The organism is Pelotomaculum sp. FP (genome assembly GCF_004369245.1).
Classification (GTDB): Bacteria; Bacillota; Desulfotomaculia; order Desulfotomaculales; family Pelotomaculaceae; genus Pelotomaculum_C; species Pelotomaculum_C schinkii.
This window is the reverse complement of the sequence record NZ_QFGB01000037.1, coordinates 15,614-40,551: the sequence shown is the minus strand read 5'-3', so window position 1 is coordinate 40,551 and position 24,938 is coordinate 15,614. Positions and strand designations below refer to the sequence as shown.

Genomic DNA, 24,938 nt, shown 5'->3' with positions numbered 1-24,938 from the left:
CGCCAAACCTCAAGCCCGCTCGGGTCGCGCTCCCGCGTTGCCCTATCCTGCGCATGAGTAAAAGCATTATTAGTGTGTACAATTACTTGTGAGATTATTCCATTTACACGGAAGCCGGTACACTCCCAATTTAAAGTGTAAAGCCTCGTTCCTGATCCGTGTACTTTGGAGTTATTGCGGGGACGGCTCCTTTGACGTCACTACCAGTCTGTCAAAGGGGCCGTCCCCGTGACAGCTTATGCCATACTCATCGTATAGTCATTATGTCGCCGGAAAGAATAAATTTTGAGTTGTATTTATTTACTTTTCCACTATAATATTATTTTGGGCAGAACATCTTGTCCAAATTTTGATTTTCAGGGAGTGCATGACTTGGAGAAGATCAGGCCTGTTCCTTTGAATCAGAAAAAAATCCTCACGCCAATACAGTTTATTGTGCTGGGGTATCTGCTTTTTGCCTTTCTCGGGTCGGTTCTGCTCAGCAGTCCCTTCGCACTACAGCCGGGGGTTAAACTTGAGTTTATTGACGCCCTTTTTACAGCTACCAGCGCGATCAGCGTAACGGGACTTACCACTGTCGTAACGAGGGACACCTTTAGCCTGGCCGGACGAACCATACTGGCTTTTTTAATCCAGTTTGGAGGCATCGGTATCATGTCTATGGGAACTCTGTTTTTCGTTATGCGGGGCAACCAGATCCGTCTCCGGGAACGCCTGATGATCAGGGCTGATCAAAACCAGATATCTCTGCAGGGAATGGTCAAACTAATCCTGTTTATTTTAAAGGTAGCCATCCTGTTTGAATTATTGGGCGCGCTGATTTTGACCATCCATTTTATATATAATTACCAGGCGCCCTTTTTAAGCGCGCTGGGCATGGGAGTGTTTCACGGAATATCCGGTTTTACAAATGCCGGATTTGACCTGTTCGGCAACAGTCTTTTGGATTTTCAACAGGATTATATTGTGAAGGGTGTCATCGGTACTTTACTTCTGGCCGGCGCCATAGGTTTTCCGGTGCTTCTGGAGTCTTATTCCAACCTCCTCTCCTGGCGCAAGCAAAGAAAGCTGCGGTTTTCTCTTTACACAAAAATTACTACGATCACCTTTGGCATTCTGGTTATTGCCGGGTTTTTCTTTATATTGCTTTCCGAATATTCAAGCACTCTGGCTGGAATGCCGTGGAGCCAAAAAATAGCGGTGGCGCTTTTTCAATCACTAACCACGCGAAATGGCGGTTTCAGTTCCATTGATATGAATATTTTCAGTTCGTCAACACTGTTGTTTTTATCCCTGCTGATGTTTATCGGCGCTTCTCCCAGCAGCTGTGGCGGCGGCATTCGCACCACAACCTTTGCTGTGCTGTTGCTTAGCCTAAAAGCTTATCTGGAAGGAAGCAATCATGTTAAAGTGTTCCAACGGGAACTTTACCAGGAAGATATTGTGAAGGCGCTGCTGGTGTTCTTTTTGGCGGTGATCCTCATTTTTGTCTCTGTAGTCGCTCTGGCGGCTATTGAAAACTTCTCAACCACAGAAATTATTTTTGAGGTTTGTTCCGCGTTCGGCACAACCGGTCTTTCCATGGGTATCACCGGCGAACTTTCCAAAGCGGGGAAGGCCATCATCATTGCCGTCATGCTGATTGGCCGTATCGGTCTCATTTCCTTGCTGCTCTTATTCCGCACCCGGCGGCCTGAAGATAGTTTTCATTATGTGAAGGAGCATATTATTATCGGTTAATAAGAACCATTCCCGCGATGTGCTTTTGAATTTCTTCTTAATGTTGCTCCTGGCGCCTGCGTCCTTTGCGTTTGTAAATTTTCGCGCTTTCTTTGATTTTGGTTTCCGGCTTACGCAGCCATACTCCGCGCGCGCCGGAAAGAATTTTTTTTCCTGCTTTCTTCACATCATCACCGCTCTTCCCGTTCGTAGGGCAGTCCAAGGGCCTTGGGTGCGCCGAAGCGGTGGCGGGTTGACTTTCTGGTGACCAGCACCAGTACCAGTAAAGTAAAAAGGTAAGGCAGCATTCTCAAGAAGAACGGGGAAACCGTCACGTTCATCGCCTGCAATCGCAGGGAAAGCGCGTCGATGCCGCCGAACAGGTAGGCGCCGGCCAGGGCGTAAAGCGGGTTCCAGGCGGCAAAAATAACCAGGGCTATGGCAATCCAGCCGCGCCCCGCCGTCATGTTCTCCAGCCAGGCCGGGGCGTAGGCCAGGGAAAGATAGGCGCCTCCGGCGCCGGCCAACATCCCGCCCGCTATGGTGCAGGCGTAACGGGTGAGGGAAACGCTGATGCCGAGCGCGTCGGCCGCGCCCGGGTTTTCACCCACCGCGCGGACAGAGAGGCCTGTTCTGGTCCGAAAGAGCAGGTACCACAGGGCCGGAGCGAGCAGGTAGCCCAGATAAACCATCCCGTCCTGCTGAAAAAGCACCGGCCCTAAAAAAGGGATGTCGCCAAGCAGGGGGACTTTGGAGGCTGCTATTTTTACCGGGAGGGGGATGCCGACCAGAGACTTGCCCAGATAGCCGCTTAAACCCGCGCCAAATAGAGCCAAGGCTAGCCCGCTCACAACCTGGTTCGCCTTGAGGGTGACGGAGAGAACAGCGTGCGCCAGGGCCAGGGCGCCGCCGGCCAGCATGGCCCCGGTCACCCCCAGCCAGGGGTTGTGGCTGAACAGGGCTACGGCAAAACCGCTAACTGCGCCGACCAGCATAACCCCCTCCACGCCCAGGTTCAAAATCCCGGCCCGCTCTGTAAGTATTTCCCCGAGTGAAGCGAACAGAATCGGTGTTCCAACCATTACTGAGGTTGCCAGTATGGCGATAAGTATATCGTTTGTCATGAGTTGTCTCCCTCCTTGATGGGCTTACTCCGCCAGGACAAACGATAGCGATAAAACAACTCGCCTCCCAGCACAAAAAACAGCAGCAGTCCCTGGAGCATGGAGACGGTGGTGGCCGGCACGCCGCTGGTCTGCACGGAGTAGCCGCCCACCTGCAGCCCGCCGAACATAAAGGCGACTACAGGCAGGGCCAGGGGGTTCAAACGGGAAAGCCAGGCCACGATAATGGCCGTATAGCCGTACCCGGGGCTCAAGCCCTCCTGCAGGCGGCCTGCGATACCGGAGACCTCCGCCATGCCGGCCAGGCCGCAGAGGGCGCCGCTGAACAGCATCACCAGCAGGATATTCTTTTCCAGACTTATACCGGCATAACGGGCGGCGCTCTGACTTTCGCCGATCACTTTTATCTCAAAGCCTGTGCGCGTGTTCCGCATGACCAGGTACATCACCAGCGCGGCTGCTATGGTAAAGATCAGTCCGGCGTGAATCCTGGTGGTTCCAAAGGCAGGCAGGATGGCAGACGGGACAAACTGCGCCGTCAAGGGGAAATTAAAACCTGCCGGGTCCCGCCACGGGCCGTGCACCAGGTAGTCCACCCAGAAGATGGCTATGTAATTGAGCATGAGGGTGGTTATGGTTTCGTTCACTCCCTGGTAGGCCCTCGGCACAGCCGGCAGCAGGCCCCATAAGCCTCCGGCGATAAAACCGGCCAGGAACATGGCTGGGAGCATAATCCAGCCCGGCAGCTGGGGGTGAAAGAGGGCTACCCAGGTGGCAGCCATAGCCCCCATATAAAACTGACCCTCGCCCCCGATATTCCAAAGCTGCATACGGAAGGCCAGGGCAATACCCAGTCCGCACAGGGACAGCGGGATCGCCTTGACCACTGTCTCGGAAAGTCCGTAGGCAGAGCCGAAGGCTCCATAGAACATTGAGCTGTAAACGACAGCCGGGTTTTTACCGGAGAACCAGAAGAACAGCGCCCCGGTAAAGAGCGCCAGAACTACTGAAACGACCGGTACCAGGAAAGCCGCCGATCTGGACGTTTCCAGCCTTTTTTCCAGCCGCAGCGCCGGTTTGACACTCATGATACCTCTTCCTCTCTTTGTGCTGCGCCGGTCATGAGCCGGCCAAGGATTTCCATATCGGTATCACCGGTATTTGGGAATACAGACTGGACCCGGCCGCGGTATAGAACGGCAATACGGTCGGACATTTTGAAAATTTCTTCCAGGTCGTCAGATATCAGGAGTACCGCCGCGCCCGTTGCACGGAGGTCGAACAGCAGGCTGTGGATCGCCTCGGTCGCCGCGATATCAAGTCCCCGCACAGGGTAGACGGCAACCAATAGACGCGGTTGGCTTGAAATTTCACGGGCAAGCAGCAAACGTTGCAGATTGCCGCCGGAAAGAAAACGGACCGGCAGGGCGGGGTCGGCCAGCCGGACAGAAAACTTTTTGATTAAATCCCCGGTTTGTTTCTGTACATCGCTGTGGCGAATGAAGAAGCCCCGGTTGCTGCCCGGTTTCCGGTAATTTTTGAGGATCATGTTGTCGGTGGCGCTTAGGCCCGGCACAAGTCCGGTGCCGAGGCGGTCTTCCGGCACATAGCCGATACCCCGGTCGATCCGCTGCCGGACTGGGAGCCCGGTTACGTCCTCATCACCGAGAAAAATGCTGCCCCCGCTGATACGGCGCAGCCCGGTGACTGCTTCGGCCAGTTCTTTTTGCCCGTTGCCGGCCACCCCGGCGATACCGAGGATTTCCCCTTCCCGTACGGCAATATTGACACCTGCCAGGGCTTCGCTGCCACCTTCTCCCCGGACATGCATGTCTTTTAGTTCCAGTACGGTTCGTCCCGCCGCAACCGCTGTTTTAGCCGCCGGCTGCGGCATTTCCCGCCCAATCATCAGGGCAGCCAGGTTGCTTTCAGATATTTCTTCCTGCAACGCCGTCCCGGCCACGACACCTTCACGCAGCACCGTCACCCGGTCCGCCACCGTCATTACTTCGCTGAGCTTGTGGGTGATCACCACAACAGCCTTGCCGCTCGCGGCAATTTTTTTCAGAATCGTAAAAAGATCCTTGACTTCTCCCGGTGTAAGTACTGCCGTGGGCTCGTCCAGGATCAATACGTCGGTCTGTCGATAGAGCATTTTGATGATCTCCACCCGCTGCAGTTCGCCCAGGGAAAGACGCCATACCGGCGCCGCCGGGTCCACGCTCAGGCCGAAATCGGCGGAGAGCTGCCTGATCTGTACTTCCAACCCCTTCATTCTCAGTTTGAACGGTGTTTCCCTGGAGCCGAGGGCAACGTTTTCCGCTACTGTAAAGGGTTCCACCAGGCGGAAATGCTGGTGGACCATGCCGATGCCTGCATTTATCGAATCCCGCGGCGAAAGAAAATTCACCTTTTCCCCACGGATGTAGATTTCTCCTTCATCCGGCCTGTACAGGCCGCTTAACACACTCATCAGGGTACTCTTGCCCGAGCCGTTTTCCCCCAGGAGGGCGTGGATCTCCCCTTTGAACAACTGTAAATGCACGTTCCGGTTGGCCGTCACACCGGGAAACCGTTTGGTAATGCCCTTCATTTCCACCAGTAAAGTCTTTGCCATAAAACCTCCGTCAAAATTGAAAGGTCCGCCGGCAGATAAGCCGGCGGGCCGCTGCTTATTACAAAAAGCTTGCTGTTACTGGGCGGGAATGGTTCCTTCCACACCTTCGACAAACCAGTTCAGCTGCAGCATATCTGCATCACTCATTTTCTGACCTTCGACCACTTTGACAGTTCCCTGTTGGTCTTTGATCGGTCCGGTGAATACGTCGAACTTGCCGCTCAAAAGCTCTTGTTTCTTTGCTTCGACCGCTTGTTTTACATCATCGGGAACCGCCGGGCCGTAGGGAGCCAGACCTACGATATTATCTGAAATTGGACCCCAGTACTGGTCATTTTTCCATGTGCCTGCCTGGACTTGCTTGACGGTGTTGACATAATAGGGGCCCCAGTTCCAAACTGCCGATGTCAGCACGGTATTGGGCGAGACCTTGCTCATGTCGCTGTTGTAGCCGATACTGTATTTGCCGCGTTCAGCAGCCGCCTGCTGCGGGCTGGGTGTATCCTGATGCTGGGCAATGATGTCGGCGTTGCCGTCCAATAACACCACTGCGGCGTCTTTTTCTTTGGGCGGGTCATACCAGGTCATGGTCCACATTACCTTAACTTTGGCGTTCGGGTTGACCGAGCGGACGCCGAGGGTAAAAGCGTCGATGCCGCGGATTACTTCCGGAATCGGGTAAGCGGCCACGTAGCCGATGGTGTTAGTTTTGGTCATCTTGCCGGCCACTATACCGCTTAAGTACCGGGCCTGGTACATGCGTCCGAAATAGGTGCCTGCGTTAGTGGCTGTCTTGTAACCGGAGCAATGCATGAACACCACATTGGGGAACTTCTCGGCCACCTTGATCACGCTGTCCATGTAGCCAAAGCTGGTGGCAAACACTATTTTGTTTTCCTGAGCGAGTTGGGTGATGACGCGCTCGGCGTCGGCTCCTTCTGCGACAGATTCAACTTTGGTTGTGACAACGTTGGGCATTTCCTTTTCCAGGTATTGACGTCCCTGATCATGGGCGTATGAGAATCCCTCATCGCCTACGGGCCCGACGTACACGAAGGCCACCTTGATTTTTTCAGCGTCGGCAGACGGGGCCGCTCCTTTTGGTGTCTCTTTGCTTCCGCAGCCGGCGGCCAGTAGAGCCAACGCGAGAATGGCTGTCAGAAGTGTTAATTTTACAATTTTCAAAAAAAACTCCCCTTCCTTTGTTAATAAGTGCAGACTATCCTCCTTTATTCCGTATATATGTAAAGTTAAAAAACAAAACAAAGAGTTAATTAAATATAATTCGAAAAAATCCTCCTATATGGAAAAAAGTTATATGAATAAAATCCAAGTCAGGGGACCGTCATGACGGTCCCCTGACTTGGATTGTGTAACTGCCTTAATTAAGTTATAGTAAAACAAAATAAAAACAAGCGGCTTGATTCCGGTTTCTTGTCCCCGGGCGGCCCTTGCCGGAAAGAGAGGAGAATCGAAAATTGATTATGGTCAGTTCCTGCCTGCTGGGTGTCCATGCCAAGTACGACGGCACTTTCACCAACAAAAATGACTTATTAATGAAATACAGCCACCTGGGGAAGTATTTGCCGTTCTGTCCGGAACAATTGGGTGGACTTGCCACTCCGAGGGCGCCGGTAGAAATAATTGATGGCTCAAAAGCGATAAATAGTATGGGTGAGGAGGTAACCAGCCAATTTATAAAAGGAGCTGAACAAAGCTTATATCTTACTGAGATTTTTCCAGTTAAGGCTGCCATATTGAAAGAAAGAAGCCCGTCATGTGGCGCGCATAAAATTTATGACGGCAGCTTCAGCCACGTAATTAAGGAAGGAAAGGGAGTAACTGCAGCAATGCTTGGCGCTAATGGAATACCTTTATATTCAGAGGAAGACTTAACCGATGAATTACTCCGCGAGCTTTTGGAGCTGAAATAATCGGCATAACTTTGCTTGCGGTGAATCATACTATATTTGCTGGTATTTAAGGAGGTAGAATCAAAAAACGGGTTCGTTTTAAAGATTGCTTGTCAATCCACTCCAATCTCATAGTGGGCAGGCGGAAAAAGATTTCCGCCTGCCGTCTTTCATATCAGTTCAGGTACATAGTATATTCTTCCGCGCCAATGGCGGGGTGCAGGGCCATGGAAATACCGCCGGCGACAGTCTTGGAGGTGCTGGCGATAAGCGAGTCAATTTCCTTGGGAGTCACTGTCAGGTTGCCGCCAAACGGGGCTAAAACCTGGCTGATAGCCTGTTGCATTAAACCCGGGTTGAGGTTCTGGGAAAGCTGAACAAGCGCCTGGTTGTTTTTAATCTGTTCCAAAAAGTGTTCCAGAGTAACCTGAGCGATGACAGCCGCGTTGACAACCGTCGGAATGCCGATGGCGATGACGGGGACACCCATGGTGTCTTTGTTGATACCTGTGCGCTTGTTGCCGATGCCGGAACCGGGGCTCACCCCTGTGTCGGCGATCTGGATGGTTGTGGCAATCCGATCGACACTGCCGGCCGCCAGGGCATCTACCACGATTATCAGTTCCGGCCGGATTTTTTCAACTACTCCCTTGATTATTTCGGCGGTTTCGATGCCGGTGATACCCAGCACGCCCGGGGAAATGGCGCTGACGGAGCGCATACCCGGTTTGATTTCCTCGGGGGCATAGTTGTACATGTGCCGGGTGACCATACTGTGTTCAATGACTTTTGGCCCCAGTGAGTCTGGCGTAGCCTGCCAGTTGCCTAGTCCTACCAGGAGAATATTGGCGTTTTCCGGCAGATTTATCATCGACGAAAGCTTTTTGGCCAGGACATCAGCCACTTCTTGATGAGCTTCGCGGCTGTTGTCCCGGAGAGCCGGGGCTTCAATGGTAATATAATTGCCCCTGGGTTTGCCCATGATCTGTTCAGCGTAATCCTCGACAATCTTTACAGTCGTCACCGTGGTGTTACTGTATTTCTCCCTGTCGACGACGACTCCGGGGATCTCCTGGCCAATCTGCCCCCTGACAATATCGCGCGCTTCTACAGCCAGATCAACGTTTATGTTGTTAGACTTATAAAAATCAAGGTTCAATGTGTCACCTCCCTTTAATTACAACCAACAATAGGTTATCCTGGAGAGGCAGGAATATGCAAATGTCCTAATGTTTTAATGAAATTCCTAATTAAATCGATTTTCCTCTATAATTGTGCTATAATTATGGATTAAAGGAAGGGATCTGTATTTTACGTGTGATATCCGGGTCAGCCAGAAACCGGAAACTCAAAGTTCCAGGTGGATTGACAGTGCGGCCAACAGCTGACCGGGTAAAAGAGGCGCTCTTTAATATCCTTCGCGAGCATGTACCGGGTTGTTGTTTTCTGGACCTTTTTGCGGGATCCGGGAGCATCGGCATCGAGGCGCTGAGCCGCGGCGCGAGCGTGGCCGTCTTTGTCGAAGCAAATCATCGACATGCCGCCATAATCAAAGAAAACCTTAAAGCTTGCGGCTTGGAACCGAGCGCTCGACTTATTACCGCCAAAGTGACCGAGGCGTTGAACCTGTTAGCACAAGAAGGACAAGCTTTCGACCTTGTTTTCCTGGACCCGCCCTACTTGAAAAGCCTGGAAGCAGTCACACTGGCTGATATCGACCGGTACCACCTGCTAAAACCGGGGGGCATGGTTATTGTTGAAAGCAGTAAGAGGGACTGCCTGCCGCAGTCTGTGGACGGTTTGAGACTCCTGCGCACTGAAAAATACGGTGATACTTTACTCTCTTTTTACGCAGAAAATGAAGCACCGGGGTGATAACGTATGCGAACCGCAATTTGCCCGGGAAGTTTTGATCCGGTGACCTACGGTCACCTGGACATTATAGGTAGAGCTGCTCTGATCTTTGACAGGTTGATTGTCGCAGTTTCCTACAACCCTGGCAAAAATCCGCTGTTTTCGATTGATGAACGGATTCAACTACTGCAGGGTGTTCTCTCTAACTATCCCAACATCGAAGTGAAGGCGTTTTCAGGCCTTACTGTTGATGCCGCCATTGAGTGCAAAGCAAAAGCTATTATACGGGGCTTGCGGGTGGTTTCGGATTTTGAAAACGAATTCAGAATGGCCCTTACCAATCAAAAACTGGCCTGCCACATAGAAACAGTCTTTTTGATGACCAAGGCAGAGTATTCTTTCATCAGCTCCACTACAGTTAAGGAGGTAGCCTCATTTGGAGGTTCCCTGCGGAGCTTGGTGCCGCCGTTAGTGGAGGAGAAATTAAGAGAAAAGTTTAAACGTTGCCATGAGGACTAAGGAGGGATATAACCGCTGTGGACCTGCTGAGCGCCCTTAATGAACTTGAAGAGCTTATTGAAACCAGTGGTAAGGTTCCGTTAACCAGGAAAGTAATGGTAAATGAGGACCGGATACTGGACCTTTTAGACCGTATCAGGACTACCATTCCCGAGGAAATTAGACAGGCGAAGTGGATTATCCAGGAACGGGAAAAAGTTATGAATGATTCCCAGAAGGAAGCTATGCGCCTCCTGGAAGACGCTCAGAAGCAAGTTGAAAAACAGGCTGACGAAAGCGAGGTAGCACGTAAAGCCAAGGACATGGCGGATGAAATTGTGGCCAAGGCTGAAGACAATGCCAGAGAACTGCGCGAGGGAGCACGCAGATATGCCGACGATGTCCTGACTAATCTTATGGAAAGTCTTGACAAGCTTTCGAGCCAGATTGAGCAGGGCCGCTCTGAACTGAGGTCAATGAAGTAGCAGCCTATTGCAGTAGTTTAAGCACGTTGCGCCAGTCAACGTGTTTTTCTATGTTGTCAACCGCAGTATGAATGGCTCTCTCGTCATTGGCCCTGATTTTCCTGGTGATACTGGACGCCTTCTCAATGGTTGTGTAGGTGTCGTAATGTACCAGGATAACAGGAACACCCTTATCCTCAGCCCTTGCCGCCACTTTCACGTCCGGATATAGCCCGCCGGTAAGGATGAGAGCGGAGGTGTCCGTTTCCAGGGCCGCCAGGGCTACATCCGAACGGTCCCCACCGGTTATGACAGCTTTATTGGCGGCGCGGCGCAGGTAGCCCAGGGCGCTTTCGATGGACATGGCGCCGATAACCACGTCCTCGACCACGCGGTCCATTTTCTCTTTGGCGGCAAGGATCTCGCCACCCAGGACCTCGTAGTATTCTTGAACGGTCGGCGCAGTCATTTCCTGGTTTTGGGGGATGACGCCCAGGGTTTGAAAACCTCGCTCCGCAAGAATAGGGCGATAGATTCCTTCTGTCTTGGCCAGCAGGGGGAGCGGCACGTTGTGAAAGACGTTGCCCAGGACATTTAATCCTTTACAGGCCAAATAACTATTAATAAAAATAGCCTGGTCGATGCTGAAGTCATCCGTTATATTGATGGTAAACAGGGGCGCGGCCTTGAACTCCAGGGCCAGACTAACGGCGTCCAGTCCCAGGCAGCCCATGATGTGCGGAAAGCTTGCCCCCCCGATAATAACCAGTTCCTTATCCTCTGCCACGGCCTCATAGGCCTGCCGGATGGACCTGAGCGATTCACAGGGGTTTCTGTAGCCGGAAAGGTAGGCAGGACCTGCCAGGTAGGGTACAATCGTCTCAACAGGTTGCTCCATGTGGAGTACTTCCTTCATCAGCAGGCCGTCTTCGTCCAGCTTTGATCCTGTTCCAACGGCATTTCCCACAGGTTTGAAATAGCCCACACGGTATCCTTCCTGGCGGAGTTTTAAAGCCAGTCCCAGCGCAACGCTGGTTTTGCCGCTTCCGGCAGTTCCCATGATAAACAGGTTTTTCACCTTTTGCACCTCACGATACAGTAATTTTGACATCGAGCGCGCATGCGCCCTGGTTGTAGGCAAAGACCGGGTTAATGTCCATTTCCGTTATTTCGGGGAAGTCGGTAACAAGCCGGGCCACACGCCCGATAATCCCTATAATGGCCTCTATGTCGGCCGGTTTCTCGCCGCGGTAGCCCCGCAAGAGGGTATAGGCCTTTGTTTCGGCCAGCATGTTTTCGATCTCCCGGCGGTTTAAGCCGCTGGCCAGCCGGAAAGAAACATCTTTTAACAGGTTTACATAGATGCCTCCCAGGCCAAAGGCGATTAAAGGTCCAAACTGGATGTCCTTGCTCATGCCTATAATCAGCTCGGTTCCTTTGGGCATCATTTTTTGTACTTCAACGCCATAAACGGCTGCTTTGGGCAGGTAGCGCTGGACATTATTCATGATTTCCAGAAATCCGGCGCACACCCTTTCCGGGGAGTCGAGCCCTATGAGTACCCCACCCACGTCGCTCTTATGCAGTATCTCAGGTGAGGCAATTTTCAATACTACAGGGTAACCAAGCTGTCCGGCGCTTTCGGCCGCCTCTTCCGGGCTGGCCGCCAGGGCTGTCGGAGCGGCGGGGATGCCGTAAGCCTCCACCACCTCAGCGGCTTCGCTGCCCAGCAGGACCAGGCGCTTGTCTTTTTTTACATCGTAAAGGATAGCCTTGACGCTTTTTAAATTAGAGCACTTGTAACTCAAGTCCTGCTCATTGGCGGGCAGTTCCCTGGTGCGGCCGTAGCCGGTCAGGCCGCTGATCGAGGAAACTGCCGGTTCGGGGAAGGTAAAACAGGGTATTTTAGCTTCTTCCAGCACCTTGACTCCCTCCGCCAGTTTTTCTCCGCCCATGTAGGCCGCAAGCAGGGGCTTTTCAGGGTAAGCCGCTTTCATATCAACCAGGGCTCTGGCTGTCTCTACCGGTTCTGTCACGGCAGTCGGGCAGACCAGTACCACAGCGCTGTCCACCCCGGGGTCTGACAGAGTTTTGTCAAGGGAGAAGCGGAAACGGTCGGCCTTAGCATCCCCTAATACATCAACCGGATTGTAAATATTGGATTCCGGAGGCAGGTAGCCGCGCAGTTGCTTAATCGTCTCCTGCGAAAAGCGCGCCATCTGGAGTTTCTTCTGCTCAATGGTGTCGGCGGCGATAATCCCGGGACCTCCGGAGTTGGTGACCACCGCCACCCTGCCCCCGGAAGGTACCGGCTGGCTGGCAAAGGCCACGGCCAGGTCAAAGAGTTCCGCCATACTTCTGGCGCGAATAACACCACATTGACGGAAAGCTGTTTCATAGGCCAGGTCGCTTCCAGCCAGCGCGCCCGTATGGGAGGAGGCTGCCTGGGCGCCGGCTTGGCTGGTTCCTGATTTTAGTATGATTACGGGTTTTTTGCGGCTGGCTGTCCGGGCTACCTCCAAAAAATGAGCGCCATTTTCCACGTCCTCAATGTAGCACAGGATTACCTTGGTGTTGGGGTCCTGTCCGGCGTCCTCAATAAAGTGGGACTCGGTGAGGTCGGCTTTATTGCCCAGGCTGACAAACTTGCTGAAGCCAAGACCGGCCCGGTAGCTCCAGTCCAGAATGGAGAGGACCATGGCGCCGCTCTGGGAGATAAAGGCTATTTCCCCTTTGAGAGGAAAGCCGGCAGCAAAAGAGGCGTTAATCGGGGTGTGCGTATCAATCAATCCGACACAGTTGGGGCCCGTCATCCTCATTTCGTATTTGCGGCAGGTTTCCACCAGACGGCGCTCCAGTTCCAGGCCTTCTTTGCCTGTTTCCTTGAAGCCGGCGGTGATCACCACCAGGTTTTTAACCCCACTGATGCCACACTGCTCGGCTGCATCCAGCGTGCGGGACGCCGGCAGGGAAAGGACCGCGAGCTCGGCCGGCATTGGCGTCTTGTCCACCGCCGGGTAACAGGCGAGCCCCTCGATTTCCTGCTCCTTGGGGTTAATGGGGAAAATAGGGCCGGTATAACCACTGCTGATCATATTTTTAACAATCACGTTCCCGATCTTACCAGCAGCCTTGGACGCGCCGATTATGGCGACCGATTTCGGGTTAAAGAAACTGACAAGGCCTGCCAAAAAATTCACCTTCTTTTACGATGAGCTGGCAAACTTTTAATAGCATTTCCTCTAACCCTGCTCTAAATTCATCCAGTAAGAAAACAAACAGCCTCATTGAAAAAAAACCATCGTCCTGCTGGCTGCCGGCCTGATTTAAAAACCTGTGGGTGAGAATTAAATGAGATTAATTGCAGCCCATTGGTTCTCGAAAAGCCTCATGCGTAGTGGGCTTGGGGTTATCCTCCGCTCTCTTCGCAATTCTCCATTTGTGCATCAAGATCGTCGTACCAACCGCATCTGCAGACTGCCATGCGGTAGCTACGCGCTATTTAAGCTTTACTGCAAGCAACGCACGCGCTAAGGAACGCACCCAGGTGCTCCGCTCGCTCCGGATAACCCCAAGCCCGCAAGTCAAGCCTTTTCGAGAACAGTGTTTGTGGTAAGTGAAACAGAGGTAGTTCTCTGGTCTGCCGTTCTCGAAAAGCCTCTGGGGTAGTGGGCTTGGGGTTATCCTCCGCTCTCTTCGCAATTCTCCATTTGTGCATCAAGATCGTCGTGCCGAACGCATCTGCAGACTGCCATCCGGTAGCTACGCGCTATTCAAGCTTTTCTGCAAGCAACGCACGCGCTAAGGAACGCACCCAGGTGCTCCGTTCACTCCGGAAAACCCCAAGCCCGCAGTTAAGCCTTTTCGAGAACAGTATTTGTGATAAGTGAAACAGAGGTAGTTCTCTGGTCTGTCGTTCTCGAAAAGCCTCTGGGGTAGTGGGCTTGGGGTTATCCTCCGCTCTCTTCGCAATTCTTCATTTGTATAACGAGGGGATCATATCCACCGCATCTACAGACAGCCATGCGGTAGCTACGCGCTATTTAAGCTTTACTGCATGCAATGCACGCGCTAAGGAACGCACCCAGGTGCTCCGTTCGCTCCGGATAACCCCAAGCCCGCGAGTCAAGCCTTTTCGAGAACAGTGTTTGTTACAATGAGAACCGTCCCCATTGTTATGGTGTTACCGTTCATCTTTTTAGCCTTAAAAAGAACAACCGGAGGCTGCCGGCCAAATGTGCCAGCAGTGCCAGAAGTATCACCCCTGCTAAGATAGCCAGGAAAAAGCCGAAGATTTTAGCGTGGGTGTACGGCGCCAGGGCTTGCCACCCGCCGGCCGCAGCCATGGCCGGCGCGGTTGCTTCTTCCAGCGGCGCAAACCAGCTGCAGGCCAGGTAGGTGTACAGGCCGGCCAGGGCGGTGTGGGCCAACCGTGTCATGATAAAAGGCTTCATCCTGATGTCGGTCTCGGCAATCATACTGGCCGCCTGGGCATGGACGGAAAGGCCGCTCCAGGCCAGGATCATGCCCACGGCAGTCACCCGCTGGATCAAAGGGGCGGCCGCCTCGCTGGCCAGTTTCGAACCGATGGTCATCTCAAAGAAGCCGCTGCCCAGGGCGGGTAATATGCCGGGCGCGAACCCAAGCGGCAGCAGCAGCATCCCCAATATACCGGCCAGAGCGTCAATAACCCCGGCTGTGGTCAACAGCCTGATGATTACGGCGAAAAGAATGATAAAGCCGCCGATATTGAGCAGGTTGGTTACGGCGCTGCGCACCGCGTCACCCATGACTTTACCGAGGGGGCGTCGGTCCTCTCGCTGTACCTGAAGCATACGCTGGAAGGCATGCCGTATAATGCTGCCGTCTCTGTGTGGAGGTCCGGGGTAGCGCTCCCGGCCGTCCCTGCCGTAAAAACGCAAGCCCAAACCCAGGGTCAGGTTGGAAAGGTAATGAGCCCCGGCAATCAATAAGCCCACCTTGGGGTTGTTGAACATGCCGATTGCTACAGCTGCCAGCATAAACAGCGGGCTCGAGTTGTTGGTAAAGGACATCAACCGCTCTGCCTCGATCCGGGTGCATAGTCCCTCCGAGCGAAGTCTGGCCGTGACCATGGAACCAATTGGATAACCAGAGAAAAAACCGACCATCATGACAAAAGAGCCGGCGCCGGGGACATTGAAAAGAGGTCGCATCACCGGCTCCAGCAGGACCCCCATAAAGTGCACCACCCCGAAATTCATCAGCAGTTCGGAGGCAATAAAAAAGGGCAGGAGGGCGGGGAAAACAATGTTCCACCAGGTTTTCAGACCGAGAGCCGCCCCGTCAAAGACCACCCGCGGGTACAGCGCCATGCTGATTACAAAGGCCAGAGCACAGACAGTCCAAAGGAGGCGAACCATATCCCGCCGCCGGTCGTCTATCTTTGTAAAACCCTTTAAATTTAATCTCGCCATGAATTCACCGGCTGTCTTTTTGAAAATGAGTTCTCTTAATAATATGGCCGGTCACCTGGATTTTAGACCCTATCAAACCAACTCGGCAACCCGGTGAATACAATGGGGATGTGAATTAATTATGAAGTAAGTCTTGATTTTTATACAAAAGGCTTAAATAATAATGAGGGAGGCGATTGTTTTGTCCAAGTTCAAAAACCGTTGGATTAAGCTGTTTTTGCTGGTGGTTGGCCTGGGCGCCGCTGCGTTTTTGTTGGGAGCCTATGCTCCTATATTTAACCAGCAGGTGGAAAATCCCGCTGGAAACACGCCCGAACCCCTTTCGCAGGGGGCCGGGGAAGAGACAAGAGAGCTGGTACTATATTTCTCCGACGAACAGGCCATGTGCCTGGTGCCTGAAAAACGGCAGGTCGCTGTTCAGGGGGATAATATCGGGGAAGCCGTGGTCAAAGAGTTAATCAAGGGACCGGAGAGCCATTTGTTACAAAGGACTTTACCTGAAGAGACCAGGCTGCTTTCCCTGTCGGTTAGACAGGAGACAGCTTATGCCGATTTTTCAAAGGAAATCAAAAACAGCAATTACGCAGGCTCTGCCGGTGAAATCGCCCTGGTTTATTCGGTTGTCAACTCTTTGGCCGAAGTGCCCGGGATCACAAAGGTGCAATTCCTGGTGGAAGGCAAGGAAGTAGAAACTCTATACGGCCACATCGATACAGGAAGTCCTATTTCCCCGGACCGGAAGCTGGTGAAAACGGGAACACCGTAAAACCGCATAGAACAGGAAAAATCTTGACAAGACTATACTAAATCAATATAATTTTGGGTGTTGAAATGGCGGTGTGCGATACGATGCTGCAATTGGACGTAGCCAGGCTAAAGAGGTCGCCGGGGGAATCGGTTTCTTTCGAACTAGTGGCGGATATGCCCCCCATGGAGATGGCAGGTGAAAAAATCAGCTTTGACGGACCGGTCAAAGCTGTTTTGAATGCAACCAACACAGGCCAGACGATTATGGTGGAGGGAACTGCCTCCGGGCTGCTTCAGCTAAACTGTAGCCGTTGCCTGGAGCCGTTTCGCTATTCTTTTGAAGTCCCCTTTTCTGAAATCTACACAACTGCCGTTGAAGAGGCCAAAGAAGAGGAAGTCATCCCCTTCAGCGGAGATGAAATTGATGTAACCCCCGAGGTCTTGAAGTGTCTGATCATGTCGTTGCCGATGAAAGCGGTATGTAACGAGGAATGCCAGGGATTGTGCCCGGGTTGCGGGCAAAACCTGAACCAGGGAAGATGTGGCTGCGCAGGCGCTGAGGTTGACCCCCGTTTAAGTGTTTTGCGCGATATTTTCAAAGGAATGAACGAATGACTGGAGGTGTAGAAGTATGGGTGTTCCAAAAAGGAAATCATCTAAACAGCGCGGCAGACAGCGCCGCGCCGCAAATGAGAAGCTTGAAGCGCCGGTTTTGGTAAGCTGCCCGCAGTGCCGGGCTCTGATCAGGCCCCACCACTTGTGTCCCGAGTGCGGGTATTATAAAGCCAGAGAAGTGGTAGCGGCAAAATAAAGCAAAATATCTCAATTTTTTAAAATAAGCCCGGATATCAACCCGGAGCTTATTTTTTTTGTCTTACTTGCAAATTAACAAAAGGTACATTATACTATTCTTGGTACCAGGTACTAATTTTTTTGCCGGATGGCGGTAAATGAGGGTGAGGTTATGGCCAAGTGTAGTTTAAATAAAAACACCAGGCAGCGCCAGTTGAGCAGGTATCTGGAGGAAGACCCCTTTCTGACCGACGAGGACCTGGCCTCTATTCTCAAAGTTAGCGTCCAGACCATACGGCTGGACCGGTTTGATTTGCAGATTCCGGAGTTGCGGGAACGTGTCAAGAACGTGGCCAGAGGAGGACGGCAGCTCAGGACCATGTCCGGCGGAGAACTGGTGGGAGACCTGGTAGACCTTGAAATCGGCAACAGTGGCATGTCGATCCTGCCGGTTACACCAGCCATGACCCTCAGCAAGACCAGTGTCGCCAGGGGACATCACATCTTTGCCCAGGCCAATTCACTGGCGGTCGCGGTGATTGACGCAGGGGCGGCGCTAACCGGAGCAGCCAGGGTGAGCTACAAGCGGCCGGTCTACTGTGGTGAAAAAATTCTGGCGAAGGCGGTTATAAAAATAAAAAAAGGCAATAAATACATGGTAAAAGTTACCTCCGAGGTCAAGGATGAAATTGTTTTTAAAGGTAAATTTCTAGTGTTTGCCCTGCAGGAAGAGGGAGTGCCGCAGTGAAAATAGCAGTGGATGCCATGGGCGGCGATTTCGCCCCGGGTGAAATCGTAAAGGGAGCCCTAATGGCGGCCAGGGAGTATAAGCAGGCCGTAATCCTGGTCGGCGACGAAGAGAGAATCCGTGTTGAGCTTGGGGGCATTGACCCCGGCGAGTTGATAAGCATCGTCCACGCTCCTGAGGTTGTAGATATGGGCGAGCATCCCGCGGTGGCCGTAAGACGTAAAAAAAATTCTTCTATTGTAAGGGCTACCCAACTGGTTAAAGACGGGGAAGCCGGCGCCCTGGTTTCCGCCGGCAGTACCGGAGCAGCGATGGCGGCGGCCCTATTGGGTCTGGGCCGGATTAAAGGAATTGACCGCCCGGCTATCGCCGGGGTGCTCCCCAGTGAAAAAGGTTATACCGTCCTGTTGGATGCGGGCGCCAATGTCGACTGCAAACCTCAAAACCTCTTGCAGTTCAGCGTGATGGGTTATCTTTACGCCAAAAGAGTCCTGGGTGTGGCCAATCCCCGTGTCGGCCTCCTTAGCAACGGGGAGGAGGAGACCAAGGGGAGCGAGTTAACCCTGGCGGCTTACCCCCTGCTGCAGCAAGCCGGCATCAACTTTATCGGTAATATCGAAGGCAGGGACATTTTCCGGGGCACGGTGGATGTTGTCGTGTGCGACGGGTTTATCGGCAATGTAGTTCTAAAGTCGGCGGAAGGAATTGCCGGAGCTCTGTATAACACGCTGAAAGAGGAAATTAACAGGAGCTGGTTGGCCAAAATAGGGATTGTTATGGCCGTAAAAGCCCTAATGAGGTTTAAAAAACGCATCGATTATGCCGAATACGGCGGAGCGCCGCTGTTGGGTGTGAACGGCGTATCGATTATCTGTCATGGGAGTTCTACGGCTAAGGCCGTCAAGAACGGGATCCGGGTGGCCATGGAGTCGGTGGATAACCGCCTGGTGGATTCGATTTTAGACAGTATCTCGCAAACAGGAATTAACGAAGGAGTTGGGAGCAAGCTTGCCAAGAGAAGTGTGTAACGCCGGTATTATAGGAGTAGGAGCTTATCTTCCTGATCGGGTTCTTACCAACGACGAACTGCAGAAAATGGTTGACACCAACGATCAATGGATCCGCACCAGATCAGGCATAAAAGAACGGCGCATCGCCTCTCCGGAACTGGCGACATCAGACCTGGCCGTCATTGCCGGTGAACGCGCCCTGGCGGATGCGGGAGTGGCTCCGGAAGAGCTGGGGCTCATTATTGTGGCCACAAATACCCCTGATACCATTTTTCCGGCCACAGCATGCCTGGTGCAGGACCGTTTGGGGGCCGTTAAGGCAGCAGCCTTTGACCTGGCGGCTGGCTGCACCGGCTTTGTTTATGCTCTTGCGACCGGCAGCCAGTTTATTACCTCAGGTACTTATAAAAAAGTCCTGGTTATAGGAGCAGAATGTTTATCGAGGATTGTCAATTGGGAGGATCGCAAGACCTGTGTCCTTTTTGGTGACGGGGCAGGGGCGGTGGTCTTAAGTCCTGTTCCGGCAGGTAATGGTATATTGTCTTTCACACTACGGTCCGACGGCTCCAAAGGTCAGCTTCTGAGTGTACCGGCCGGGGGTTCAAGGCAGCCGGCCACCAGGGAAACAGTCGACCAAAAGCTCCACACTATCCATATGGACGGTCAGGAAGTCTTCAAGTTTGCGGTGCGGGTTATGGGTAAAGCAGCTCTGGAAGTCCTGGCTGCCGCCGGCCTGAATAGATCGGATATCGACTATTTTATACCGCATCAGGCCAATATCAGAATTATAGAATCAGCCGCCAAGAGGTTGAACCTGTCCATGGATAAGGTGCTGGTCAACCTGGACCGGTATGGCAATACTTCAACCGCCTCGATACCCCTGGCTTTGACGGAGGCTGTCCAAGACGGGCGCATCAAGCAGGGTGACCACATTGTTATGGTTGGTTTCGGGGCTGGTTTGACCTGGGGAGCCACAGTGATAAAGTGGGGAAGCCCGGCATAAAAGAATTAGTATCTTTGATACGGGGGAGGGATTCGTCTTGATCCGAACTGCATTATGTGACTTGCTGAATATAGAATATCCTATTATACAGGGAGGTATGGCCTGGGTTGCCACCGCCGAACTTGCGGCAGCCGTGTCCGATGCGGGTGGTCTGGGGATCATCGGTTCCGGCGCTGCTCCTCCGGACTGGCTTAGAGACCAGCTTCACCGGGCCAGGCAGCTGACCAACAAGCCGTTTGGGGTTAACGTGATGCTGCGTTCGCCCTTTGTAGATGAAGTGATGAAGCTTTTAGAAGCGGAACCGGTGGCTGTAGTTACAACCGGAGCAGGAAACCCTGGTAAATATGTGCCGCCTTTGCGTAAGGTCGGGACAAAGGTTATCCCGGTGGTTTCCTCGGTGGCTTTAGCCAAAAGGCTCATCCGGAGCGGAGTTGACGCGTTAATCGCTGAAGGCATGGAATCAGGCGGCCATATCGGTGAGATCTCTACCATGGCCTTGGTGCCGCAGGTGGTCGACGCCGTTGATATACCGGTAATTGCCGCCGGAGGTGTTTACGACGGCAGGGGGTTGATCGCGGCCCTCTCTCTGGGCGCCGTGGGAGTTCAGATGGGTACCAGGTTTATCTGCGCAGCGGAGTGCACCGTACACCCCAAAGTGAAGGAAATGGTAATTAAATCCAAGGACCGCGATACTGCTGTCTCGGGCGCTTCAACCGGGCACCCGGTGCGCGCGCTGCGCAATAAACTTACGAGAAAATACGAAGAGATGGAAAAAAACAACGCTCCAGTTGAAGAGATTGAAAAGCTTGGCGCCGGCAGTTTAAGGCAGGCCATGGTTGAGGGCGATGTGGTCTACGGGACGGTGATGTCCGGCCAGGTCAGCGCCATGGTCCAACGGGTGCAGCCGGCCGGTGAAATCATGCAGGAAGTTTTGAGCCATGCTGTTGAGGTTCTGGACCATTTAAATAGCAAGGTGGTGAAATAGACATGACAATTGCCTTTGTATTTCCCGGACAGGCCTCCCAGTACGTTGGGATGGGTAAGGAATTATGCAGTCATTTTCCCGAAGCCGCCGCTGTCTTTGAAAAGGCTGACACTGTGTTAGGATTTTCACTTTCTCGCCTGTGCTTCGAGGGACCGCAAGAGGAACTGAATAAAACCGCCATTACCCAACCCGCGGTACTGACTACCAGCATCGCCTGTCTGGCTGTGATCAGGAAGGCCAAAGGACCGGTCCCGGTTGCAGCGGCAGGCCACAGCCTCGGAGAATACAGCGCCCTGGTGGCGGCCGGTTCACTGAGCTTTGAGGACGCGGTCCGCCTGGTGCGCAAACGGGGGCAGTACATGCAGGAAGCGGTTCCGCTGGGAGAGGGCGGGATGGCTGCGGTTATGGGACTTTCGAGTGAAGAGGTGGCGGCGGTTTGCCGTGAGGCGTCTACAGCGGGGGTGGTTGAAGCTGTCAACCTGAACTGCCCGGGACAGGTCGTAATTGCCGGAGACACGGCCGGACTCAAGGCGGCCGGCCCTCTGTTAAAGGAGGCCGGGGCTAAACGAATCATACCGTTGCCGGTCAGCGCCCCCTTTCACTCCAGTTTGATGGTTCCCGCCGGTGAAAAACTGGCCAAGGATTTAGACGCGGTGGCAATAGCGGATCCGTCAATGCCGGTGGTAGCCAACGTATCGGCCGATTATGTCAGGACGGGGCCCGAAGTCAAAGCCTCCCTGCTCAAACAGGTATACAACCCGGTCCGCTGGGAGGAAAGCGTCAGGCTCCTGGCTGCCGGTGGTATTCAAACTTTTATTGAAGTGGGTCCTGGAAAGGTGCTTAGCGGCTTGATCAAAAAGACCTGCCGGGAAGCGTCGCTTTATAATGTGGAGGACCTGGCGTCTTTGGAAAAAGTCCTTGCGTTAACAAAGGAGGTTAGCTAAAATGGTTCTTAGCGACAGAGTTGCCATTATTACGGGCGCTTCCCGGGGGATCGGACGGGCTATTGCCCTGGCCATGGCCAAGGCAGGAGCAGATGTTGTGGTTAATTATGCCAGGAACGACGCCGCTGCGGCCGAGGTGGCTGATTTAATCAGGGCCGCCGGCCGGAGGGCTTTGCTGTTCAAGGCAGATGTAGCCGACCCGGAAGCGGCGGAAGACCTTATTAAAGCGGCGCAAAACGAGTTCGGGCGGGTAGACATCCTGGTCAACAATGCCGGTATCAACCGTGATAACCTGGTCTTGAGGATGAAGGATGAGGATTGGGACGCAGTCCTCTCCGTAAACTTAAAAGGCGCGTTCAATTGCGCGCGGGCAGCCGCCCGGACTATGGTTAAAAACCAGTACGGCAGAATTATCAATATCAGTTCGGTGGTCGGGTTGACCGGTAACTTCGGCCAGGCCAACTATGCGGCCGCCAAGGCGGGTCTCCTGGGTTTGACCAAGGCCCTGGCGAAGGAGCTCTGCTCCCGCAATATCACCGTCAATGCCGTGGCGCCAGGCTTTATTAACACGGAAATGACCGCCGGGCTGCCGGAGAAGGTAACGGAAAAATTGCTGGCCCAGATCCCCATGAAACGCTTTGGAGAGCCTGAAGATGTTGCGGGGTTGGCCGTTTTTCTGGCCACGGACGCAGCCGCGTATATCACCGGACAGACAATTGCCGCGGACGGCGGCATGACATGTATGTAAAAAGATTAATAGGATACAGTAACGGAAGGGGGTGAATGTATATTATGGCAATTATTGATAAAGTTAAAGCGATTATTATTGAACAGTTAGGGGTAGAAGAAGCAGAAGTAAAAATGGAATCATCCTTTGTTGATGACCTGGGCGCCGACTCGCTGGACATTGTTGAACTGGTTATGGCCCTGGAAGAGGAGTTTGACCTGGAAATACCCGATGAGGATGCGGAAAAAATCCGTACGGTAGGTGATTCAGTCAAATATATCCAGGAACACCAGTAAATTTTTTTGCAAGTTTCAAGTCCCGCGGGGAAACCACGGGACTTTTTTGAAAGAGAGGTAATGGTTTTGCAAAAACGGGTTGTCGTTACCGGCCTGGGAATCATCTCGCCGGTGGGAACAGGTCTGGAGCAGTTCTGGACGTCCCTTACCGGCGGGGTTTCCGGCATCAGACGGATAACCAGGTTTGACGCGGCCAATTTTAGTACGCAAATAGCGGGGGAAGTCATTGACTTTGACCCGGCTGAACATATGGACAAAAAAGAAGCAAGGCGTATGGACCGCTTTACCCAGTTTGCGGTTGCTGCTTCAGGTATGGCCATTGAAGACGCCAACCTTGACCTGGAAACTGAGGACAGGGATCGCATCGGGGTAATACTCGGTTCCGGTATCGGTGGTATCGAAACCCTGGAAAACCAGGCCAGGGTCCTGGCTGAAAAAGGGCCAAGCCGGGTCAGCCCGATTTTTGTGCCCATGATTATCTCCAACATGGGCGCCGGGCAGGTGGCGATCAGCTATGGGCTGCGCGGTCCCAACATTACCAGCGTATCGGCTTGCGCTTCCAGCAGCAACGCCATTGGAGACGCCTTCAAAATGCTGCAGTGGGGCTATGCTGATGTAATGGTCACCGGGGGGATGGAAGCGCCTATCACGCCCCTGGCCATGGCCGGCTTTTGCACGATGAAAGCCATGTCGAGCCGCAATGAAGAACCGGAGAAGGCCAGCAGTCCATTTGACGCTCGAAGGGATGGTTTTGTCGCGGGAGAAGGCGCCGCCATACTGATTCTGGAGAGCCTTGAGCACGCCCTCAAGAGGGGCGCCAGGATATACGCTGAAATTGTTGGTTATGGAAGTTCCTGTGACGCTTATCACATGGTCGCCCCCGATCCGGAAGGAAACGGCGCGGTTAATTCGATGAAGGCAGCCCTCAAGGACGCGGGCGCGGCGCTTGAGTCTGTTGATTATATCAATGCGCATGCCACCTCCACGCCACTGGGTGATAAAGCGGAAACTCTGGCCATCAAAAAATTATTCGGGGAGCATGCTCCCAATATAGCGGTTAGCTCGACCAAATCCATGACCGGCCACTTGTTGGGCGCCGCCGGCGGGCTGGAGGCCATGGCCTGCGTCCTGGCTATACAGCGGGGTGTGATCCCGCCTACAATTAACTACGAGCAGCCTGACCCGGACTGTGACCTTGACTTTGTACCCAACGTGGCCAGAAAGGCAAAGGTGCGTTTTGCCCTCTCCAACTCTTTTGGCTTCGGAGGCCACAACGCCACGCTTGCTTTCAAAGAATATGGGCGTTAAGGATAACCAGGCCGGATTGAAAAAAAAACTTGGGATAGTCTGGCGGGACGAGGACCTGCTGGTCCAGGCGCTGACGCACAGTTCTTTCACCTATGAAAGCCGCCAGAACGGTGTCAAAAACAACCAGCGCCTGGAATTTCTGGGCGACGCCGTCCTGGAGCTGGCTATCAGCGACTTTCTCTACCGGAACCACCCCGACCTGGACGAAGGGGATTTAACCAAGCTTAGAGCCGCGGTGGTATGCGAGCCGTCCCTGGCCAGGGTGGCTGTAGAGCTGCAACTTGGTCCCTGTCTTTACATGGGTAAGGGAGAGGAAAGATCCGGCGGCAGGGAGCGTCCCTCGATCCTGGCAGACGCTTTTGAAGCGCTCCTTGGAGCCATTTACCTGGACCAGGGGCTGGCCGGGGCCAGCGACGCCGCAATAGGATATCTAACGCCGGTTATTCAAGATGTCCTCGAAGGGCGTCTGGACCGTGATTATAAAACCGAATTACAGGAGCTTGTCCAGCAGCGCGGCGGCGGCCAGGTCCAATACCTGATCTTGAAGGAAGAGGGCCCGGACCACCATAAGATCTTTACAGCCGGAGTACTTTTAAAGGGCGAGGTGGCCGGCCGCGGGAGCGGCCGCTCCAAAAAAGACGCCGAGCAGCAGGCTGCCAAGTCTGCCCTGGCCGGACTTGACTTGGGTAGAAAAAGGAGCGGAAGGTAATACAGGCGCGAATTCATTCGCACA

The 24,938-nt window shown here is 53.3% G+C and carries 26 protein-coding genes; 17 read left to right on the top strand and 9 right to left on the bottom strand.

The genetic code is table 11. From position 1 onward, the window contains the following. Positions 1 to 372: 372 nt before the first annotated feature. Complete coding sequence (locus Psfp_RS14115) at positions 373 to 1,740, top strand: potassium transporter TrkG (protein ID WP_205079580.1); 1,368 nt, start codon at positions 373 to 375, stop codon at positions 1,738 to 1,740. Positions 1,741 to 1,777: 37 nt separating this feature from the next. Here the strand turns inward: Psfp_RS14115 and Psfp_RS22535 are convergent, their stop codons facing one another. From Psfp_RS22535 to Psfp_RS14095, 5 genes are all read right to left on the bottom strand, one after another. Further along, the gene (locus tag Psfp_RS22535; RefSeq protein WP_282432465.1) at positions 1,778 to 1,906 is read right to left on the bottom strand and encodes a hypothetical protein; all 129 of its coding nucleotides are present in this window, start codon (positions 1,904 to 1,906) and stop codon (positions 1,778 to 1,780) included. A gap of 4 nt (positions 1,907 to 1,910) precedes the next feature. Beyond that, a complete protein-coding gene (locus Psfp_RS14110) occupies positions 1,911 to 2,843 on the bottom strand; it encodes an ABC transporter permease (RefSeq protein ID WP_134219178.1) in 933 nt (310 codons plus the stop codon). After that, positions 2,840 to 3,931, bottom strand: coding sequence for an ABC transporter permease (locus Psfp_RS14105; RefSeq protein WP_134219177.1), 1,092 nt, complete (start codon positions 3,929 to 3,931; stop codon positions 2,840 to 2,842). The genes Psfp_RS14110 and Psfp_RS14105 overlap by 4 nt, the downstream gene beginning before the upstream one ends. Continuing rightward, positions 3,928 to 5,460, bottom strand: a complete 1,533-nt coding sequence (locus Psfp_RS14100) for an ABC transporter ATP-binding protein (RefSeq protein ID WP_134219176.1) — start codon at positions 5,458 to 5,460, stop codon at positions 3,928 to 3,930. The genes Psfp_RS14105 and Psfp_RS14100 overlap by 4 nt, the downstream gene beginning before the upstream one ends. A gap of 75 nt (positions 5,461 to 5,535) precedes the next feature. Continuing rightward, positions 5,536 to 6,645, bottom strand: coding sequence for a BMP family ABC transporter substrate-binding protein (locus tag Psfp_RS14095; RefSeq protein WP_243120662.1), 1,110 nt, complete (start codon positions 6,643 to 6,645; stop codon positions 5,536 to 5,538). Between the two features lie 266 nt (positions 6,646 to 6,911). Between Psfp_RS14095 and Psfp_RS14090 the strand changes: the two genes are divergently transcribed. Next, a complete protein-coding gene (locus Psfp_RS14090) occupies positions 6,912 to 7,394 on the top strand; it encodes a DUF523 domain-containing protein (RefSeq protein WP_348981150.1) in 483 nt (160 codons plus the stop codon). A gap of 154 nt (positions 7,395 to 7,548) precedes the next feature. Here the strand turns inward: Psfp_RS14090 and gpr are convergent, their stop codons facing one another. Beyond that, the gene (gene gpr / locus Psfp_RS14085; RefSeq protein WP_134219174.1) at positions 7,549 to 8,532 is read right to left on the bottom strand and encodes a GPR endopeptidase; all 984 of its coding nucleotides are present in this window, start codon (positions 8,530 to 8,532) and stop codon (positions 7,549 to 7,551) included. 158 nt (positions 8,533 to 8,690) lie between these two features. Here gpr and rsmD point away from each other — a divergent pair, with 158 nt between their 5' ends. Genes rsmD through Psfp_RS14070 form a run of 3 tightly spaced genes read left to right on the top strand, consistent with a single transcriptional unit; the run spans position 8,691 to position 10,210 of the window. Beyond that, a complete protein-coding gene (rsmD, locus tag Psfp_RS14080; protein WP_243120661.1) occupies positions 8,691 to 9,248 on the top strand; it encodes a 16S rRNA (guanine(966)-N(2))-methyltransferase RsmD in 558 nt (185 codons plus the stop codon). Positions 9,249 to 9,254: 6 nt separating this feature from the next. Then, entirely contained in the window at positions 9,255 to 9,746 is a 492-nt protein-coding gene (gene coaD / locus Psfp_RS14075; protein ID WP_134219173.1) for a pantetheine-phosphate adenylyltransferase, read from the top strand. Positions 9,747 to 9,763: 17 nt separating this feature from the next. Further along, positions 9,764 to 10,210 (top strand): ATPase, encoded by a 447-nt coding sequence (locus Psfp_RS14070; RefSeq protein ID WP_134219172.1) that lies wholly within the window; start codon positions 9,764 to 9,766, stop codon positions 10,208 to 10,210. Positions 10,211 to 10,214: 4 nt separating this feature from the next. Here Psfp_RS14070 and Psfp_RS14065 read toward each other — a convergent pair whose 3' ends face one another. The 3 genes from Psfp_RS14065 to ylbJ all read right to left on the bottom strand — a co-directional run bounded on the left by Psfp_RS14065 (position 10,215) and on the right by ylbJ (position 15,645). Then, positions 10,215 to 11,267, bottom strand: coding sequence for a phosphotransacetylase family protein (locus Psfp_RS14065; protein WP_134219171.1), 1,053 nt, complete (start codon positions 11,265 to 11,267; stop codon positions 10,215 to 10,217). 10 nt (positions 11,268 to 11,277) lie between these two features. Continuing rightward, on the bottom strand, positions 11,278 to 13,380 hold the full coding sequence (gene acs, locus Psfp_RS14060; RefSeq protein WP_134219170.1) for an acetate--CoA ligase alpha subunit: 2,103 nt from the start codon (positions 13,378 to 13,380) through the stop codon (positions 11,278 to 11,280). 999 nt (positions 13,381 to 14,379) lie between these two features. Beyond that, the gene (gene ylbJ / locus Psfp_RS14055; protein WP_134219169.1) at positions 14,380 to 15,645 is read right to left on the bottom strand and encodes a sporulation integral membrane protein YlbJ; all 1,266 of its coding nucleotides are present in this window, start codon (positions 15,643 to 15,645) and stop codon (positions 14,380 to 14,382) included. Between the two features lie 181 nt (positions 15,646 to 15,826). Here ylbJ and Psfp_RS14050 point away from each other — a divergent pair, with 181 nt between their 5' ends. The 12 genes from Psfp_RS14050 (at position 15,827) to rnc (ending at position 24,914) form a co-directional block, all read left to right on the top strand. Next, positions 15,827 to 16,411 (top strand): GerMN domain-containing protein, encoded by a 585-nt coding sequence (locus Psfp_RS14050; protein WP_190240538.1) that lies wholly within the window; start codon positions 15,827 to 15,829, stop codon positions 16,409 to 16,411. Between the two features lie 53 nt (positions 16,412 to 16,464). Beyond that, on the top strand, positions 16,465 to 17,007 hold the full coding sequence (locus Psfp_RS14045; RefSeq protein ID WP_243120660.1) for a DUF177 domain-containing protein: 543 nt from the start codon (positions 16,465 to 16,467) through the stop codon (positions 17,005 to 17,007). A gap of 16 nt (positions 17,008 to 17,023) precedes the next feature. Next, positions 17,024 to 17,203 (top strand): 50S ribosomal protein L32, encoded by a 180-nt coding sequence (gene rpmF / locus Psfp_RS14040; protein WP_134219166.1) that lies wholly within the window; start codon positions 17,024 to 17,026, stop codon positions 17,201 to 17,203. A gap of 153 nt (positions 17,204 to 17,356) precedes the next feature. Beyond that, entirely contained in the window at positions 17,357 to 17,932 is a 576-nt protein-coding gene (fapR, locus tag Psfp_RS14035; RefSeq protein ID WP_134219165.1) for a transcription factor FapR, read from the top strand. Continuing rightward, entirely contained in the window at positions 17,929 to 18,960 is a 1,032-nt protein-coding gene (plsX, locus tag Psfp_RS14030) for a phosphate acyltransferase PlsX (protein WP_134219164.1), read from the top strand. The genes fapR and plsX overlap by 4 nt, the downstream gene beginning before the upstream one ends. After that, positions 18,953 to 19,945 carry a beta-ketoacyl-ACP synthase III gene (locus Psfp_RS14025; protein ID WP_205079581.1) on the top strand — a complete coding sequence of 331 codons (993 nt, stop codon included), beginning with the start codon at positions 18,953 to 18,955 and terminating at the stop codon, positions 19,943 to 19,945. Before plsX ends, Psfp_RS14025 begins: the two co-directional genes overlap by 8 nt. A 37-nt stretch (positions 19,946 to 19,982) precedes the next feature. Then, positions 19,983 to 20,930, top strand: a complete 948-nt coding sequence (gene fabK / locus Psfp_RS14020; RefSeq protein ID WP_134219162.1) for an enoyl-[acyl-carrier-protein] reductase FabK — start codon at positions 19,983 to 19,985, stop codon at positions 20,928 to 20,930. A 2-nt stretch (positions 20,931 to 20,932) separates the two neighbouring features. After that, on the top strand, positions 20,933 to 21,874 hold the full coding sequence (gene fabD / locus Psfp_RS14015) for an ACP S-malonyltransferase (RefSeq protein ID WP_134219161.1): 942 nt from the start codon (positions 20,933 to 20,935) through the stop codon (positions 21,872 to 21,874). 1 nt (position 21,875) lies between these two features. Continuing rightward, the gene (fabG, locus tag Psfp_RS14010; RefSeq protein ID WP_134219160.1) at positions 21,876 to 22,622 is read left to right on the top strand and encodes a 3-oxoacyl-[acyl-carrier-protein] reductase; all 747 of its coding nucleotides are present in this window, start codon (positions 21,876 to 21,878) and stop codon (positions 22,620 to 22,622) included. Between the two features lie 44 nt (positions 22,623 to 22,666). Continuing rightward, positions 22,667 to 22,897, top strand: a complete 231-nt coding sequence (acpP, locus tag Psfp_RS14005; protein ID WP_134219159.1) for an acyl carrier protein — start codon at positions 22,667 to 22,669, stop codon at positions 22,895 to 22,897. Positions 22,898 to 22,963: 66 nt separating this feature from the next. Next, complete coding sequence (gene fabF, locus Psfp_RS14000; protein WP_134219158.1) at positions 22,964 to 24,205, top strand: beta-ketoacyl-ACP synthase II; 1,242 nt, start codon at positions 22,964 to 22,966, stop codon at positions 24,203 to 24,205. After that, a complete protein-coding gene (rnc, locus tag Psfp_RS13995) occupies positions 24,195 to 24,914 on the top strand; it encodes a ribonuclease III (RefSeq protein ID WP_134219182.1) in 720 nt (239 codons plus the stop codon). Before fabF ends, rnc begins: the two co-directional genes overlap by 11 nt. Positions 24,915 to 24,938: the final 24 nt, after the last annotated feature.